The following is a 12,888-nucleotide window of genomic DNA, read 5'->3' on the forward strand; positions in this document are numbered from 1 at the left end:
GGACCCGCCTGCCCCCACGACGCCGCCCGGCGGCCGCAACCAGCCGGACCGGCCGAGCAGCGGTGGGGCGGGGCGGGTCGCCGCCGGAGCGGCCGAATCCGGCTGGCGAGCGGCGGTGGACGTCTGCGCGGTGGTGCTCGCCGCCGGGGAGGGTACCCGGCTGCGCCCGCTGACCGAGCGGGTGCCCAAGGCGCTCTGCCCGGTGGGCAACGTGCCGCTGCTGGACCGGGCCCTGGCCCGCCTCGCCGGGCTCGGGTTGACCGGCCCGGACCGGGTCGCGGTCAACGCCTGCTACCTGGGCGACCAGGTGGTCACGCAGGTCGGCGCCCGGGCGCACCTGTCGGTGGAGCCGGGCGACCCGCTGGGCACCGCGGGCGGGCTGGGCAACCTGCGGGACTGGATCGCCGGGCGGGGGGTGCTGGTCGGCAACGCCGACGCGTACCTCGCCGATCCGGACGCCCCGCCGGGACCGGACGTGGCCGCGCTGCTGGACGGCTGGGACGGGCGGAGCGTACGCCTGCTCGGCCAGCCGGCCGACGACCCGGCGGCCCCCGGCACCTTCGACGGCCACCGGTTCGTCGGGTTCTCGCTGCTGCCCTGGCGGCTGGTGCGGGACCTGCCGGCCACCTTCGGCGACCTGGTCCGGGCGGTGTGGCGGCCGGCGGAGGCGGCCGGCGCGCTCGAGGTGGTGCGCTTTCCCGGCGTCTTCTACGACACCGGCACCCCCGCCGACTACCTGGCGGCCAACCTGCACGCGGCCGGCGACGGCAGCCTGGTCGACCCCGCCGCCACGGTGACCGGGCGGGTGCACCGGGCGGTGGTCGGGGCGGGGGCGACGGTCCGGGGCGAGGTCACCCGGGCGGTGGTCTGGCCCGGCGCGACCGTCGGGCCGGACGAGCGGCTCACCGACGTGATCCGGGCCGGGTCGGGCCTCACCGTCCCGGCGGGCCGGATGCCGGAGCCCGGCGGCGGCCGGCCCGCGTGACCTCTAGCATGGGCCACGTCGTCGACGAACGGAGAAATGTCCCGTGATCACCGCGATCGTGCTGATCGACTGCGCCACCGACTCCATTCCCGAGGTGGCCGAGAACCTGGCCAACCTGCCCGGCGTCAGCGAGGTCTACTCGGTGGCCGGTCACGTCGACCTGATCGCCATGGTGCGGGTCCGCGAGTTCGAGCAGATCGCCCAGGTCATCGCCGGCAGCATCTCCAAGGTGCCGGGCGTGCTCAACACCGAGTCGCACATCGCGTTCCGAGCGTACTCGCAGCACGACCTGGAGGAGGCGTTCGCGATCGGGCTGGCCAACGCCGACTGACCCGCGTACGCGCGGTGGCCGGCCCGCCCCCAGGGCGGACCGGCCACCTCGGCCGTTCGGCGTCAGCTCTGGCTGGGCACCGGGGTCTCCGTGGTACCCGGGGCCGGCGCCTCGGTGGTGCCGCCCGGAGCCGGGGACTCGGTGCCGCCCGGCGACTCGGTGCCGCCCGGCGAGGTACCGCCCGGGCCGGGCGTGCCGCTGGCGCTGGTCTGCGGGACCGGGATGCCCAGGGTCTGGGCCAGGGCCGTCAGCGCGTCGAGATGCGCCTGGAGGACCGGCAGGGCGTCCTGGGCCAGCGTGACCACGGACTGCTCGGAACCCTGCGAGATCTCGGTCTGCGTCGCCTGGATGGCCTGGACGTGGCCGGCCAGCTCCGCGGTCACCCACGCCTTGTCGAACGCGGCGCCGCTCTCGTTGTTGAGCTTGCTGATGACCTTCTGCTGGTCGGCGGTCGGTTCGGACGGCAACTGCACGTTCAGCTGCTGCGCCGTGGTCTTCACCGACTGGTCCAGCTGGGTGTGGTCCGTCACGAACTGCTTACCCAGCTCCTTGACCTGGGCGTTCTGACCCTTCTGCTGGGCCAGGTTGCCCGTGGTGATCTCGGCCAGGTTCACCTGGTGCAGCGCCTTCAGGTACTGCGTGTCCTGGGTCGACGGCTGGGCCGCCGCCTGCGCTGCCGCGGCGGGTGCGAGCCCGACGAGCACCAGCGCGGCCAGCAGGCCCAGGCGTTTGATTCCCAACATGCTTTCCCCCCCTTGAGACGTTGGACCGCACGGATACCCGGCTGACCGGGGTTATTCCTGCGATTCCACCCGTCCGTGTCCGGGGGCGGCGGCACGGCGGAACGGGACCGTCGGCCACGGGAGGGGACGAACGGTCCGAGAACGGCCGTGGCGCCCGCCGGAAGGATCCGGCGGGCGCCACGGTCAGTCGTACGCGAGGGGTCAGCGGCGGCTCTCGCCGCTGCCGATCTCCTCCCGCTCCGGCCGGGGCTCGACCGGCGGGTGCCCCGGCGAGACCGGCGCCTCGGCCGGCTTCTCGATCGGGTAGAAGAAGCCCCGGATCGCCGGGCCGAGCGCGCCCAGCCGGTTCATCTTCTTGGGGACGACCCAGCCGACGTAGTCCAGCGCCGGGCCGTGCCCGTCGTGGCCCTCGACCGCGGTGAGCGGCTGGTGCACCTCGACGAACCGGCCGTCCGGCAGCCGCTTGATGATGCCGGTCTCCACACCGTGCGCCAGCACCTCGCGGTCGTGCTGCTGCAGACCGAGGCAGAGCCGGTACGCGACGTAGTAGGCCAGCGGCGGCAGGATCAGGATGCCGATCCGGCCCGCCCAGGTCATCGCGTTCAAGCTGATGTGGAACTTGTCGGCGATCACGTCGTTGGCGCCGGAGAGGGTCAGCACCAGGTAGAACGCCACCGCCATGGCGCCCGCCGCGGTCCGGGCCGGCACGTCGCGGGGCCGCTGGAGCAGGTTGTGGTGCTTGTAGTCCTTGAGGCGGCGCGCCTCGAGGAACGGGTACATCGTCGACAGGCCCACCAGGATGCCGGGGAGCACGACCGTCGGCCAGAACAGCGGCGGGATGACGTACCCGTTGCCGATCGGGATGCTGATCTCCCAGGCGGGCATGAGTCGGGTCGAGCCGTCGAGGAACATGACGTACCAGTCCGGCTGGCTGGCGGCCGAGACCACCCACGCCTCGTACGGGCCGAAGTACCAGATCGGGTTGATCTGGAACAGGCCGCCGAAGAGCGCGATCACGCCGAAGACGACCATGAAGAAGCCGCCCTGCTTGAGCGCGTAGCGCGGGAACATCCGCTCGCCGACCACGTTCTCGTTGGTCCGGCCGGGGCCGGGCCACTGGGTGTGCTTCTGCTTGAAGACCAGGCCCAGGTGCACGCTGATCAGCGCCACCAGCAGACCCGGGATGAGCAGCACGTGGGCGATGAAGAAGCGGCTGATGATGATGGTGCCGGGGAACTCCCCGCCGAAGATCGACGAGCTGACCCAGGAGCCGATCACCGGGATCGACAGGATGATGCCGGAGGCGATCCGCAGGCCCGTGCCGGAGAGGCCGTCGTCGGGCAGCGAGTAGCCGGTGAAGCCGGCCAGGAAGCCCACCCAGAACAGCAGCGAGCCGATGATCCAGTTCGTCTCACGCGGCTTGCGGAACGCGCCGGTGAAGAACACCCGCAGCATGTGCACCACGATCGAGGCCATGAACAGCAGCGCCGCCCAGTGGTGCATCTGCCGCATGATCAGGCCGCCGCGGACGTCGAACGAGATGTCCAGGCTGGAGGCGTACGCGGCCGACATCGGGGTGCCCCGCAGCGGCGCGTAGCTGCCGTTGTAGACCACCTCGGTCATCGCCGGCTCGAAGAAGAATGTCAGGAAGACGCCGGTCAGCAGCAGGACGACGAACGAGAAGAGCGCGATCTCGCCCAGCAGGAAGGACCAGTGGTCGGGGAAGACCTTGTTCAGCAGCTTGCGCAGCGGGGTGGCCGCCTGGAAGCGGTCGTCCAGCGCGCCGGCCGTCTTGGCCGGCACCGCTGCTACGTCAAACTTTCGGCGCTTCATGGCCGCTCCCAGAAGTCGGGACCGATGGTTTCGGTGTAGTCGGACTTCGCCACGAAGAAGCCCTCCTCGTCCACCTCCAGCGGCAGCTGCGGCAGCGGCCGGTTCGCCGGGCCGAAGATCGGCTTGGCGTTGTCGGTGATGAGGAACTGCGACTGGTGGCAGGGGCAGAGCAGGCGGTTGGTCTGCTGCTCGTAGAGGCTGGCCGGGCAACCGGCGTGCGTGCAGATCTTGGAGAACGCGACGTAGTTGCCCCACATGTAGTCGCCGTGGCCCTTGCGCGCGTTGGCGGCGCGCGACTTCTGCGCGTCGTCCTCACGCAGGTGGATCAGCAGCGTCGGCGAGTCGGCGTGCTTGTTGCTCACGCCCTCCTCGATGCCGGGGAACACGGTGAGCTGGCCGCCGGCGCTGATGTCGGCCGGGCGGATCGGCCGGCCGTCCTCGCGGATCAGCCGGATCTTCTTGCCGTCCCGCGGCTGGAACCCGGTGGTGAACATCTGGTTGTTCTTGTGCGGGTTCTCGATGAGGCCGCCGACCAGCGGCGCCGCGGCGACCGCGCCGACCGGCAGCAGGCCGGCCATCAGCGAGGCGCCGAGCAGCGGGCGGCGCTTCACGCCGAGTTCGTCGGCCATGTAGAGGATCGTCTCGCCGGTGAGCTTGCGGTCCTCGGGCGAGCCCGGCTGGTCGTGCCGGTCCTGGATCGAGACCTCCTTGGGCAGCAGCTTCTTGCCCCAGGTGAGGATGCCGAAGCCGATGCCGAGGAGGGCGAGACCGAGGGTCAGGCCGAGCAGCGGGGTGTAGTACTTGTCACCGCCGCGGCCCGCCTCCCACTTCCACGGCCACCAGATGTAGATGATCAGGAAGGCGGTGGCCGCCGCCCCGGTCAGCAGGAACATCGAGGCGACCGTACGGGTCAGCCGGCGCTCCGCCTTGCTGCCCGGGACGACCTGCGGCTCGTAGTGGACGATCTCGATGTCGTCCCGCCGCGCGCCCTCCTCGACGATGTCGAACCGGGAGAGCCGGGGGTCGTTCAGGTCGAGCGGCTCCCGGCCCTGCGGGGCCTGGTGCCCGGTGTGGGTGCTCATGCCGTCACCTCGCTACGGGTGGCGCCGGGGGTCGACGCCACAGCACTGAAACGAATGATCCGCTCGGTCACGACTTGCCCGCAATCCACAGGCTCGTGAAGACCAGCGCGACGATGCCGACCAGGAAGATCGCGAGACCCTCGGTCGACGGGCCGTACCGGCCCAGGTTGAAACCGCCCTGGTCCTGGTCGTGCTTCAGGGTCTCCTGGATGTAGGCGATGATGTCCGCCTTCTGCTCCGGAGTGATCTGGTTGTCGCCGAACACCGGCATGTTCTGCGGGCCGCTCAGCATGGCGGCGTAGATCTGCCGGTCGCTGGCCGGCTTCAGGCTCGGGGCGAACTTGCCCGAGGAGAGCGCGCCGCCGCCCGCGCCGAAGGCGTGGCACTGCGAGCAGTTGATCCGGAACAGCTCGCCGCCGGCGGCCATGTCGGCGCCCTGGCGCAGGTTGCCCTGCGGCACCTGCGGGCCGCCGCCGAGCTCCTGGATGTACTGGCCGAGCTGGCGGACCTGCTCGTCGGTGAACTGCGGGGGCTTGCGCTGCGCCTGCGCCTCCTGGCGGGCCATCGGCATCCGGCCGCTGCTGACCTGGAACTCGACCGAGGCCGACCCGACGCCGATCAGGCTCGGACCACGTCCCTCGACGCCCTGGGCGTTGCGACCGTGACAGGTCACACAGCTCACGTCGAACAGCGCCTTGCCCTCGTTGGCGGCGGCGCTCAGGGGCGGGTTGTCCTGCGCCTGCACGCCGGGGGCGAAGACGGTGTAGGCGCCGCCGGCCAGCATCAGCGCGGCGGTCAGGCGGACCGCGGCACCCAGCCGGCGGCGGCCCCTGCTGCGCGCTACGGGCCGCCCGCGCAGCCGCGCGAGCAGACCGCGTCGGCGGTCGTTGTCAGAAGTCATGACCTGTGTCCTTAACCGGTTGGACCTTGTCTCAGGGGACGGAGCAGCGGCGCGGTACGTGACGCGCCAAGATCACTGGAGCCAGTAGATCATGGCGTAGAGCCCGATCCACACGACGTCCACGAAGTGCCAGTAGTAGGACACGACGATGGCCGACGTCGCCTGCGCCGGGGTGAACCGGCCCATGGTGGTACGGATCATGAAGATGATGAACGCGATCAGACCGCCGGTCACGTGCAGGCCGTGGAAGCCGGTGGTCAGGTAGAACATCGATCCGTACCCGTCGGCGTTGATCTTGACGCCCTCGTGGACCAGGGTGCGGTACTCGTTCGCCTGGCCGAGCACGAAGATCAGACCCATCACGAAGGTGATGGTGAACCACCGGCGCAGGGCGTGGACGTCACCCTTCTCGGCCGCGAAGACACCGAGCTGGCAGGTCACCGAGGACAGCACCAGGATCACCGTGAAGGTGGTCGCGTAGGGGATGTTGAGTACCTCGGTGTGCTTCTCCCACAGCTCCGGCGCCGCCGCGCGGATCGAGAAGTACATCGCGAACAGCGCCGCGAAGAACATGAGTTCGCTGGAGAGCCACACGATCGTCCCGACGCTGACCATGTTGGGACGCGTCAGGGAGTGGATCCGGCTCTTGTCAATGGCTGGGGCCGCAGTCACGCGGTCATTATTGCCCTTGACCGGGACCGACGATCAGCGGGGTCCGAAACCTGTGCCGACAGTGGCCCGATCGGGGCCGTCCGCTTCGCCTGACCTACCCTGAAAAGCGTGCTGCACGTCGATCAGATCTTCGCCGCCACCTCGGCCGCCGCCACGCCGGCCCTGGCGAGCGGGGGCGAGCGCGTCCCGCCGCCGTTCACCATCACCCGGGTCTTCACCGAGACCGAGCTCAACAGCTGGCTCGCCCTGGGGCTGGTGCTCGCCGCGGGCCTCTACCTCTACGGCGTGTACCGGCTGCGGCTGCGCGGTGACGGGTGGCCGGTGGTCCGCACCGTCTGCTTCCTCGGCCCCGGCCTCGGTGGTATCGCCTTCGTCACGCTCAGCGGGCTGGGCGCGTACGACACCACGCTGCTCTCGGTGCACATGGTGCAGCACATGGTGCTCTCCATGATCTCGCCGATCTTCCTGGCGCTCGGCGCGCCGGTGACCCTGGCCCTGCGCACCCTGCCGGTGCGGCCCCGCAAGCGGCTGCTGGCGATCGTGCACAGCCGGATCGCCCGGGTCTACAGCTTCCCGCTGGTGGCGTTCGCCATCTTCGTGGTGAACCCGTTCGCGCTCTACTTCACCGGCCTCTACGAGTACACGCTCCAGCACGAGTGGGCGCACGAGCTGGTGCACGCCCACTTCATCGCCACCGGCTGCGTCTTCTTCTGGCCGCTGCTGGGCCTGGACCCGCTGCCCGGGCGCTGGCCGTACCCGGCCCGGGCGCTGCTGATGCTGCTCTCGGTGCCCTTCCACACGGTGCTCGGGCTGACCATCATGCAGAGCACCACGCTGCTCGGCGGCGACTGGTACTCGTCCCTGCACCTGGCCTGGTCGGATCCGCGGAACGACCAGGTGGTCGCCGGCGGGGTGCTGTGGGCCGGCGGCGAGTTCGTCAGCGTCACCATGCTGGCCGTGCTGGTCGTCCAGTGGATCAAGCAGTCCGAACGCGAGGCCCGCCGGCTGGACCGCGAGCTGGACCGCCAGGAAGCCCGCCAGCGCGCCGCGGAGACCCCCGCCTGAGCACGCCAGGGCGGCCCGTCCGGCCGGATGTGACGCCCGCTACGATCAGCGGGCAGCTACGAGGTGGGAGCAAGTCAGCGATGAGCGATCGTCTGTGTACCGTCCTGCTCTACAGCGACGACCCGAAGGTCCGTGACCGGATGCGGCTGGCCGTCGGCACCCGGCCCGCGCCGGGGCTGGAGATCGAGTTCGTCGAGGCGTCCGACTACGCCGGCTGTGTCCGGCTCGTCGACGACTACGAGATCGATCTGCTCCTGCTGGACGGCGAGGCGAACCCGGGCGGCGGCATCGGCATCGCCCGCCAGATCAAGGACGACCGGGACGACGCCCCGGCGACCTGCGTGGTGATCGCCCGGGCGGCCGACCGCTGGCTGGCCGCGTACGCCGAGGTCGACGCCACCCTCACCTTCCCGCTCGACCCGGTGACCGCCGGCTCGACCGTCGCCGAGCTGTTGCGGCGCACGCCCGCCACGGCCTGACCCACCGCACCCGGCGCCGCGGCAACGGGGCCGCGACGCCGACGCTCCGGCCGTGATCCGGTCCGTACCGCCCGGCGGCGCCCCGGACCGGATGACGGCCGCCACACCCGCACTCCAGCCCCGCTCGGGAGGCCCGCCATGGGCGAACGGACCTGGCCGCTTCTGCTCAACGCGCTGCTGCGCGGCGAGGAGCTCTCCACCGCCGACACCGCCTGGGCGATGGACGAGATCATGACCGGCTCGGCCAGCCCGGCTCAGGTGGCCGGCTTCGTCGTGGCGCTGCGCGCCAAGGGCGAGACCCCGGCCGAGCTGGCCGGCCTGGTCGAGGCGATGCTCGGCCGGTCGGTCGAGGTGGAGCTGCCGGCGGAGGTCCGGGCCACCGCACTGGACGTGGTCGGCACCGGCGGCGACCTGGCGCACACCGTCAACATCTCCACGATGACCGCGCTGGTGGTGGCCGGCGCGGGCGTCCGGGTGGTCAAGCACGGCAACCGGGCGGCCTCCTCGCTGTGCGGCACCGCCGACCTGCTGGAGCACTTCGGCATCCCGCTGGACCTGACGCCGGAGCAGGTGGCCCGGTGCGTCGTCGAGGCGGGCATCGGCTTCTGCTTCGCCGGCCGATTCCACCCGGGGATGCGGCACGCCGGACCGGTCCGCCGCGAGATCGGCGTGCCGACCGCGTTCAACTTCCTCGGCCCGCTGACCAACCCGGCCCGTCCCCGGTCCGGCGCGGTCGGCTGCTTCGACCTGCGGATGGCTCCCGTGATGGCGGCCGTCTTCGCGGCCCGGGGCGACTCGGTCGTGGTGATGCGCGGCGAGGACGGGCTGGACGAGTTCAGCACCGCGGCCCCGACCCGCGTCTGGGTGGCCCAGCAGGGCACCGTCAGGGAGGCGCTGCTGGACGCGGTGGCGTTCGGGGTACCCCGGGCCACCCTCGCCGACCTGCGCGGCGGAGACGCGACCTACAACGCCGGCGTGGCCCGGCGGCTGCTGGCCGGGGAGACCGGCCCGGTCCGCGACGCGGTGCTGGTGAACGCCGGGGTGGCGCTGGCCACCCAGGGCCCGCTCGACGGTGACCTGACCGCGGCGGTACGCGCCGGGATGGTCCGCGCGGCCGAGTCGATCGACTCGGGGGCGGCCGCCGGCGCGCTGGAGCGCTGCCTCGGCGTGGCCCGCTCGCTCTGACGCCCGCCCCCACCCCGCGTCCCGCCCGGCGCGGTGGGTCCGCTGCCGGAAGTGTCGTACCGGCGTGCCAAACTACACGGGAGTAATTTTCCGTTTTGGGCCGTTGGCGGCCGACGGCTCCGGGTCGGGGTCGTCGCCGGCGCCGCCCGACGGGCACCGGAACGAGAGGAGACGCCCGTGTCGGACCGCGAGCTCTACTGCGACACCTGCGAGGGCGTCGTGCCGTTCGAGGCGCCGCCCTGCGTCGACGGGCACGGCGCGGACTGCCCCGAGCTGGTCTGCACCGGCTGCGGCGCGGCGGTGCTGATCGCCACGTTCGCCTTCCGCGCCCCGCGCGTTCACCGCCGTCGCGGCGCCACCCGCCCGCACCGCCGGGCCGCCTGACCCCGCAGACGAAAAGGCCCGCGCCCCCGGTGGGACGCGGGCCTTTCGGCGTCGTGGTCAGTGCTCGGCGGTCCGGCGGGTGCCGCTGTAGTACTCGAAGAGCAGGCCGCAGGCGGCGAAGATCACCGCGACCAGGCCGGCGCCCAGGAGCCACATCTGCCAGTAGACCAGGCCGAGGCCGGCGATCGCCGCGGCCAGCGCCAGGCCGAACGGCCAGTAGCTGCCCGGGCTGAAGAAGCCGATCTCACCGGCGCCGTCGGCGATCTCGCCGTCCGCCCGGTCCTCCGGGCGCAGGTCGATCCGGCGGGAGACGAACCAGAAGAAGCCGCCGCACATCGAGGTGAGCAGCGCCGAGAGCAGCAGCGCCACCGTGCCGACCCACTCCACCCGGCCGCCGTCACCGTACGTCCAGGCGGCGTAGAGGATCGTGACGCCGTAGAGGAACGACGAGACGATCAGGAAGATCTTCCACTCGGTCTTCATGCCGGCCCCCTCAGCTGCCCGTACCGGCCGACGCGTTGGTCGGGTTGAAGTTGTTCTTCGTGCGCCGGGTGTCGAACGGCTTGGTCGTCTGGGCGTACGGCTCCTCACCGATCGCGGTGAGCGCCTCCTGGGTCGACTTGCCGGCCTTCTTGGCCGCCAGGAACTGGTCGAACTTCTCCGGCGAGACGGTCCGCAGCTCGAAGTTCATGAAGGCGTGGTAGCTGCCGCACAGCTCGGCGCAGCGGCCGACGTAGTGGCCCTCCTGGTCGATGCTGGAGACCTCGAACGTGTTCCGGATGCTGCCCGGCATGACGTCGCGCTTGAACAGCAGCTCCGGCACCCAGAACGAGTGGATGACGTCCCGGCTGGTCTCCTCGAACCGGATCGACTTGCCGGTCGGCAGGACCAGGATCGGGATGACCTCGCTGGTGCCCAGCGTGGAGGCGACGGTGTTGGCGTCCCGGCCCTGACCGTCGCGGTAGTTGAACTGCCAGTTCCACTTGAAGGCGACCACCTCGACGGTGACGTCCGGGTTCTTCGACTCCTTGATCACGTCGGTCTGCACGACCGCCGTGTAGTAGAAGAGCACGGAGACCACGAGGATCGGCGCGATGGTGTAGAGGAACTCCATCGGCAGGTTGTAGCGGGTCTGCACCGGCAGCTGGTTGCCCCGCTTCCGGTAGCGGATCACGCACCAGAAGATCAGGCCCCACACGAACACGCCGACCGCGAGCGCCGCGATGCAGGACGCGATCCACAGGTCGTACATCCGGTGCGACTCGGGCGTGATGCCGCCCTGCGGCCACCCGAAGCCGCCGAACGTCTTGCCGACGTCACAGCCGGTGAGCGAGAGCAGCAGCGCGACCCCACCGAGGCCGAGCCCGGCGAGCCGACCAGCACCACGCCGCCGGCGCGCGCCGGCCCCCCGGGAAGCGCTGTGCCGTACGGCCGACGACCGTACCTCCGAACTCCTTGCGACCACCTGGTCCTGCCTCCCTAGCGCGCCGCGGTGGTTGTTTCCTCTACACCGACGGCAAAGGCGTCACCGACGGTCGCAGATTACTCGACCATGGCGGGCCGGACCGTCTTGGGGTCACTGTCCGCCCCCATCGGGGGGATCTTGCCGGTACCGGCGCGATAGCGTGAGCCTTCGTGAGCCCTTCCCCGGTCTACCTGGACGCGGCCACCGCGGTGCCGCTGCACCCGGTCGCGCGGCAGGCGCTGCTGGCCGCCCTCGAGGACGGGTGGGCGGACCCGGCCAAGCTCTACGGCCAGGCCCGCCGGGCCCGCCAACTGCTGGACGCCGCGCGCGAGGCCGCCGCGCAGACCCTCGGCGTCCGCGCCGACGAGCTCTCCTTCACCCCCAGCGGTACGGCGGCGGCGCACGCCGCCGTGCTCGGTGGCCTGGCCGGCCGGCGCCGGGTCGGGGCGAGGCTGGTGCACTCCGCGATCGAGCACTCGGCGGTGCTGCACGCCGCCGAGCGGCACGTGGCCGGCGGCGGAGAAGCGGTCTCCGTACCGGTGGACCGGCTCGGCCGGCTCGACCTGGACGCCTGGGCGGCGGCGGTGGCCGGGCCGGGCGTGGCCCTGGCCACGCTCATCGGCGCCAGCCACGAGGTGGGCACCGTGCAGCCGGTGCCGGCGGCGGCCGAGTACTGCGCCGAGGCGGGGGTGCCGCTCCACGTCGACGCGGCGCAGCTGGTCGGCCGGGTCCCGCTGCCGGCGGGCTGGTCGGTGCTGAGCGCCAGCGCGCACAAGTGGGGTGGTCCGCCCGGCGTCGGCCTGCTGGTGGTCCGCAAGGGCACCCGCTGGGAGTCGCCGTTCCCGGCCGACGAGCGCGAGTCGGGGCGTACGCCGGGGGCGGTGAACCTGCCCGCGGTGGTCGCGGCGGCGGCGAGCCTGCGCGCGGCGGCGGCCGACGCGGCGGCCGAGGCGGCCCGGCTGGGGCCGCTGGTGGACCGGATCCGGGCCCGGGTGGCGGCCGAGGTGCCCGACGTGGAGGTGGTCGGCGATCCGGTGGACCGCCTCCCCCACCTGGTCACCTTCTCCTGCCTGTACGTGGACGGCGAGGCGCTGCTGCACGCGCTGGACCGGCGGGGCTTCGCGGTCTCCTCCGGCTCCTCGTGCACGTCGTCGACGCTGCGGCCGTCGCACGTGCTGGAGGCGATGGGGGTGCTGTCGCACGGCAACGTCCGGGTGTCGCTGCACCGCGGGACCACCGAGGCGGAGGTGGAGCGCTTCCTGGCCGAACTCCCCGGGATCGTCGCCGACCTGCGCGCGGAGGCCGGGGTGGCGGGGCTGTGACCGAGCCGGACGAGGTGCTCGACTGCCGGGGCCAGCGCTGCCCGCTGCCGGTGATCAACCTGGCCCGCCGCCTGCCCGAACTACCGGTCGGGGCGGTCGTCCGGGTGCTCGCCGACGATCCCGCCGCGGCGGTCGACATCCCGGCCTTCTGCCGGATGCGCGGCCACGAGTTCCTCGCCGCCCACCCGGACCAGGGCCCCGCCTACGACGTCCGCCGGGCCGCCTGAGGTCGAGCCCTTCCCGCCATCCCCGGACGCCGCACCCGCGCACCGGCCCCGCCCGCACCCGCACGCGCGCCTTCCTTCACCTGCACCTGCACCTGCGCCCGCACCTCCGCCCGCGCCCGCGCCCGCGCCAAGATCCGCGCAGTTTCCCGGAAAGAGTGGCCATGCCGCGCGCGGAGGCCACTCTTTCCGTGAATTAGGCGCCACGAGCCGCGGC

General features: G+C 72.1%; 15 protein-coding genes. 8 read left to right on the top strand and 7 right to left on the bottom strand.

The window, feature by feature from the left end; translation table 11 throughout:
* Nucleotides 1-115 precede the first annotated feature (115 nt).
* Together ACWEVO_RS14165 and ACWEVO_RS14170 are read left to right on the top strand one after the other, a co-directional pair.
* A complete protein-coding gene (locus tag ACWEVO_RS14165) occupies nucleotides 116-985 on the top strand; it encodes a nucleotidyltransferase family protein (protein WP_452307959.1) in 870 nt (289 codons plus the stop codon).
* 43 nt (nucleotides 986-1,028) lie between these two features.
* A complete protein-coding gene (locus ACWEVO_RS14170; protein WP_088999172.1) occupies nucleotides 1,029-1,316 on the top strand; it encodes an Lrp/AsnC family transcriptional regulator in 288 nt (95 codons plus the stop codon).
* A gap of 62 nt (nucleotides 1,317-1,378) precedes the next feature.
* On the opposite strand, the gene ACWEVO_RS14175 is transcribed toward ACWEVO_RS14170, so the two are convergent.
* The 5 genes from ACWEVO_RS14175 to ctaE all read right to left on the bottom strand — a co-directional run bounded on the left by ACWEVO_RS14175 (nucleotide 1,379) and on the right by ctaE (nucleotide 6,547).
* Nucleotides 1,379-2,059, bottom strand: a complete 681-nt coding sequence (locus tag ACWEVO_RS14175) for a DUF4142 domain-containing protein (RefSeq protein ID WP_452307947.1) — start codon at nucleotides 2,057-2,059, stop codon at nucleotides 1,379-1,381.
* 201 nt (nucleotides 2,060-2,260) lie between these two features.
* Nucleotides 2,261-3,892: a cytochrome bc1 complex cytochrome b subunit gene (gene qcrB, locus ACWEVO_RS14180; protein ID WP_452307948.1), complete on the bottom strand. Its 1,632-nt coding sequence runs from the start codon at nucleotides 3,890-3,892 to the stop codon at nucleotides 2,261-2,263.
* Nucleotides 3,889-4,974, bottom strand: a complete 1,086-nt coding sequence (gene qcrA, locus ACWEVO_RS14185) for a cytochrome bc1 complex Rieske iron-sulfur subunit (protein WP_452307949.1) — start codon at nucleotides 4,972-4,974, stop codon at nucleotides 3,889-3,891. Before qcrA ends, qcrB begins: the two co-directional genes overlap by 4 nt.
* A gap of 67 nt (nucleotides 4,975-5,041) precedes the next feature.
* Nucleotides 5,042-5,875: a cytochrome bc1 complex diheme cytochrome c subunit gene (gene qcrC / locus ACWEVO_RS14190; protein WP_452307950.1), complete on the bottom strand. Its 834-nt coding sequence runs from the start codon at nucleotides 5,873-5,875 to the stop codon at nucleotides 5,042-5,044.
* Between the two features lie 72 nt (nucleotides 5,876-5,947).
* Nucleotides 5,948-6,547 carry an aa3-type cytochrome oxidase subunit III gene (gene ctaE, locus ACWEVO_RS14195; protein ID WP_452307951.1) on the bottom strand — a complete coding sequence of 200 codons (600 nt, stop codon included), beginning with the start codon at nucleotides 6,545-6,547 and terminating at the stop codon, nucleotides 5,948-5,950.
* 126 nt (nucleotides 6,548-6,673) lie between these two features.
* Here ctaE and ACWEVO_RS14200 point away from each other — a divergent pair, with 126 nt between their 5' ends.
* The 4 genes from ACWEVO_RS14200 (at nucleotide 6,674) to ACWEVO_RS14215 (ending at nucleotide 9,660) form a co-directional block, all read left to right on the top strand.
* Nucleotides 6,674-7,612, top strand: coding sequence for a cytochrome c oxidase assembly protein (locus ACWEVO_RS14200; RefSeq protein ID WP_452307960.1), 939 nt, complete (start codon nucleotides 6,674-6,676; stop codon nucleotides 7,610-7,612).
* A gap of 80 nt (nucleotides 7,613-7,692) precedes the next feature.
* Nucleotides 7,693-8,091 carry a hypothetical protein gene (locus tag ACWEVO_RS14205; protein WP_452307952.1) on the top strand — a complete coding sequence of 133 codons (399 nt, stop codon included), beginning with the start codon at nucleotides 7,693-7,695 and terminating at the stop codon, nucleotides 8,089-8,091.
* Nucleotides 8,092-8,229: 138 nt separating this feature from the next.
* Nucleotides 8,230-9,276: an anthranilate phosphoribosyltransferase gene (trpD, locus tag ACWEVO_RS14210; RefSeq protein ID WP_452307953.1), complete on the top strand. Its 1,047-nt coding sequence runs from the start codon at nucleotides 8,230-8,232 to the stop codon at nucleotides 9,274-9,276.
* A 177-nt stretch (nucleotides 9,277-9,453) separates the two neighbouring features.
* On the top strand, nucleotides 9,454-9,660 hold the full coding sequence (locus tag ACWEVO_RS14215; RefSeq protein WP_452307954.1) for a hypothetical protein: 207 nt from the start codon (nucleotides 9,454-9,456) through the stop codon (nucleotides 9,658-9,660).
* 57 nt (nucleotides 9,661-9,717) lie between these two features.
* Here the strand turns inward: ACWEVO_RS14215 and ctaF are convergent, their stop codons facing one another.
* Together ctaF and ctaC are read right to left on the bottom strand one after the other, a co-directional pair.
* A complete protein-coding gene (ctaF, locus tag ACWEVO_RS14220) occupies nucleotides 9,718-10,143 on the bottom strand; it encodes an aa3-type cytochrome oxidase subunit IV (RefSeq protein ID WP_452307955.1) in 426 nt (141 codons plus the stop codon).
* Between the two features lie 10 nt (nucleotides 10,144-10,153).
* Nucleotides 10,154-11,125, bottom strand: coding sequence for an aa3-type cytochrome oxidase subunit II (ctaC, locus tag ACWEVO_RS14225; protein WP_452307956.1), 972 nt, complete (start codon nucleotides 11,123-11,125; stop codon nucleotides 10,154-10,156).
* Nucleotides 11,126-11,295: 170 nt separating this feature from the next.
* Here ctaC and ACWEVO_RS14230 point away from each other — a divergent pair, with 170 nt between their 5' ends.
* Nucleotides 11,296-12,447 carry a cysteine desulfurase family protein gene (locus ACWEVO_RS14230; protein ID WP_452307957.1) on the top strand — a complete coding sequence of 384 codons (1,152 nt, stop codon included), beginning with the start codon at nucleotides 11,296-11,298 and terminating at the stop codon, nucleotides 12,445-12,447.
* The gene (locus ACWEVO_RS14235; RefSeq protein ID WP_452307958.1) at nucleotides 12,444-12,674 is read left to right on the top strand and encodes a sulfurtransferase TusA family protein; all 231 of its coding nucleotides are present in this window, start codon (nucleotides 12,444-12,446) and stop codon (nucleotides 12,672-12,674) included. Before ACWEVO_RS14230 ends, ACWEVO_RS14235 begins: the two co-directional genes overlap by 4 nt.
* Nucleotides 12,675-12,888: the final 214 nt, after the last annotated feature.

The organism is Micromonospora sp. NPDC003776 (assembly GCF_053605645.1).

Excerpts from the sequence above, each read along its gene's own strand:
- ACWEVO_RS14175 (WP_452307947.1), bottom strand. The coding sequence starts at position 2,059 with ATGTTGGGAATCAAACGCCTGGGCCTGCTGGCCGCGCTGGTGCTCGTC.
- qcrB (WP_452307948.1), bottom strand. The coding sequence starts at position 3,892 with ATGAAGCGCCGAAAGTTTGACGTAGCAGCGGTGCCGGCCAAGACGGCC.
- qcrA (WP_452307949.1), bottom strand. The coding sequence starts at position 4,974 with ATGAGCACCCACACCGGGCACCAGGCCCCGCAGGGCCGGGAGCCGCTC.
- qcrC (WP_452307950.1), bottom strand. The coding sequence starts at position 5,875 with ATGACTTCTGACAACGACCGCCGACGCGGTCTGCTCGCGCGGCTGCGC.
- ACWEVO_RS14205 (WP_452307952.1), top strand. The coding sequence starts at position 7,693 with ATGAGCGATCGTCTGTGTACCGTCCTGCTCTACAGCGACGACCCGAAG.
- trpD (WP_452307953.1), top strand. The coding sequence starts at position 8,230 with ATGGGCGAACGGACCTGGCCGCTTCTGCTCAACGCGCTGCTGCGCGGC.
- ctaF (WP_452307955.1), bottom strand. The coding sequence starts at position 10,143 with ATGAAGACCGAGTGGAAGATCTTCCTGATCGTCTCGTCGTTCCTCTAC.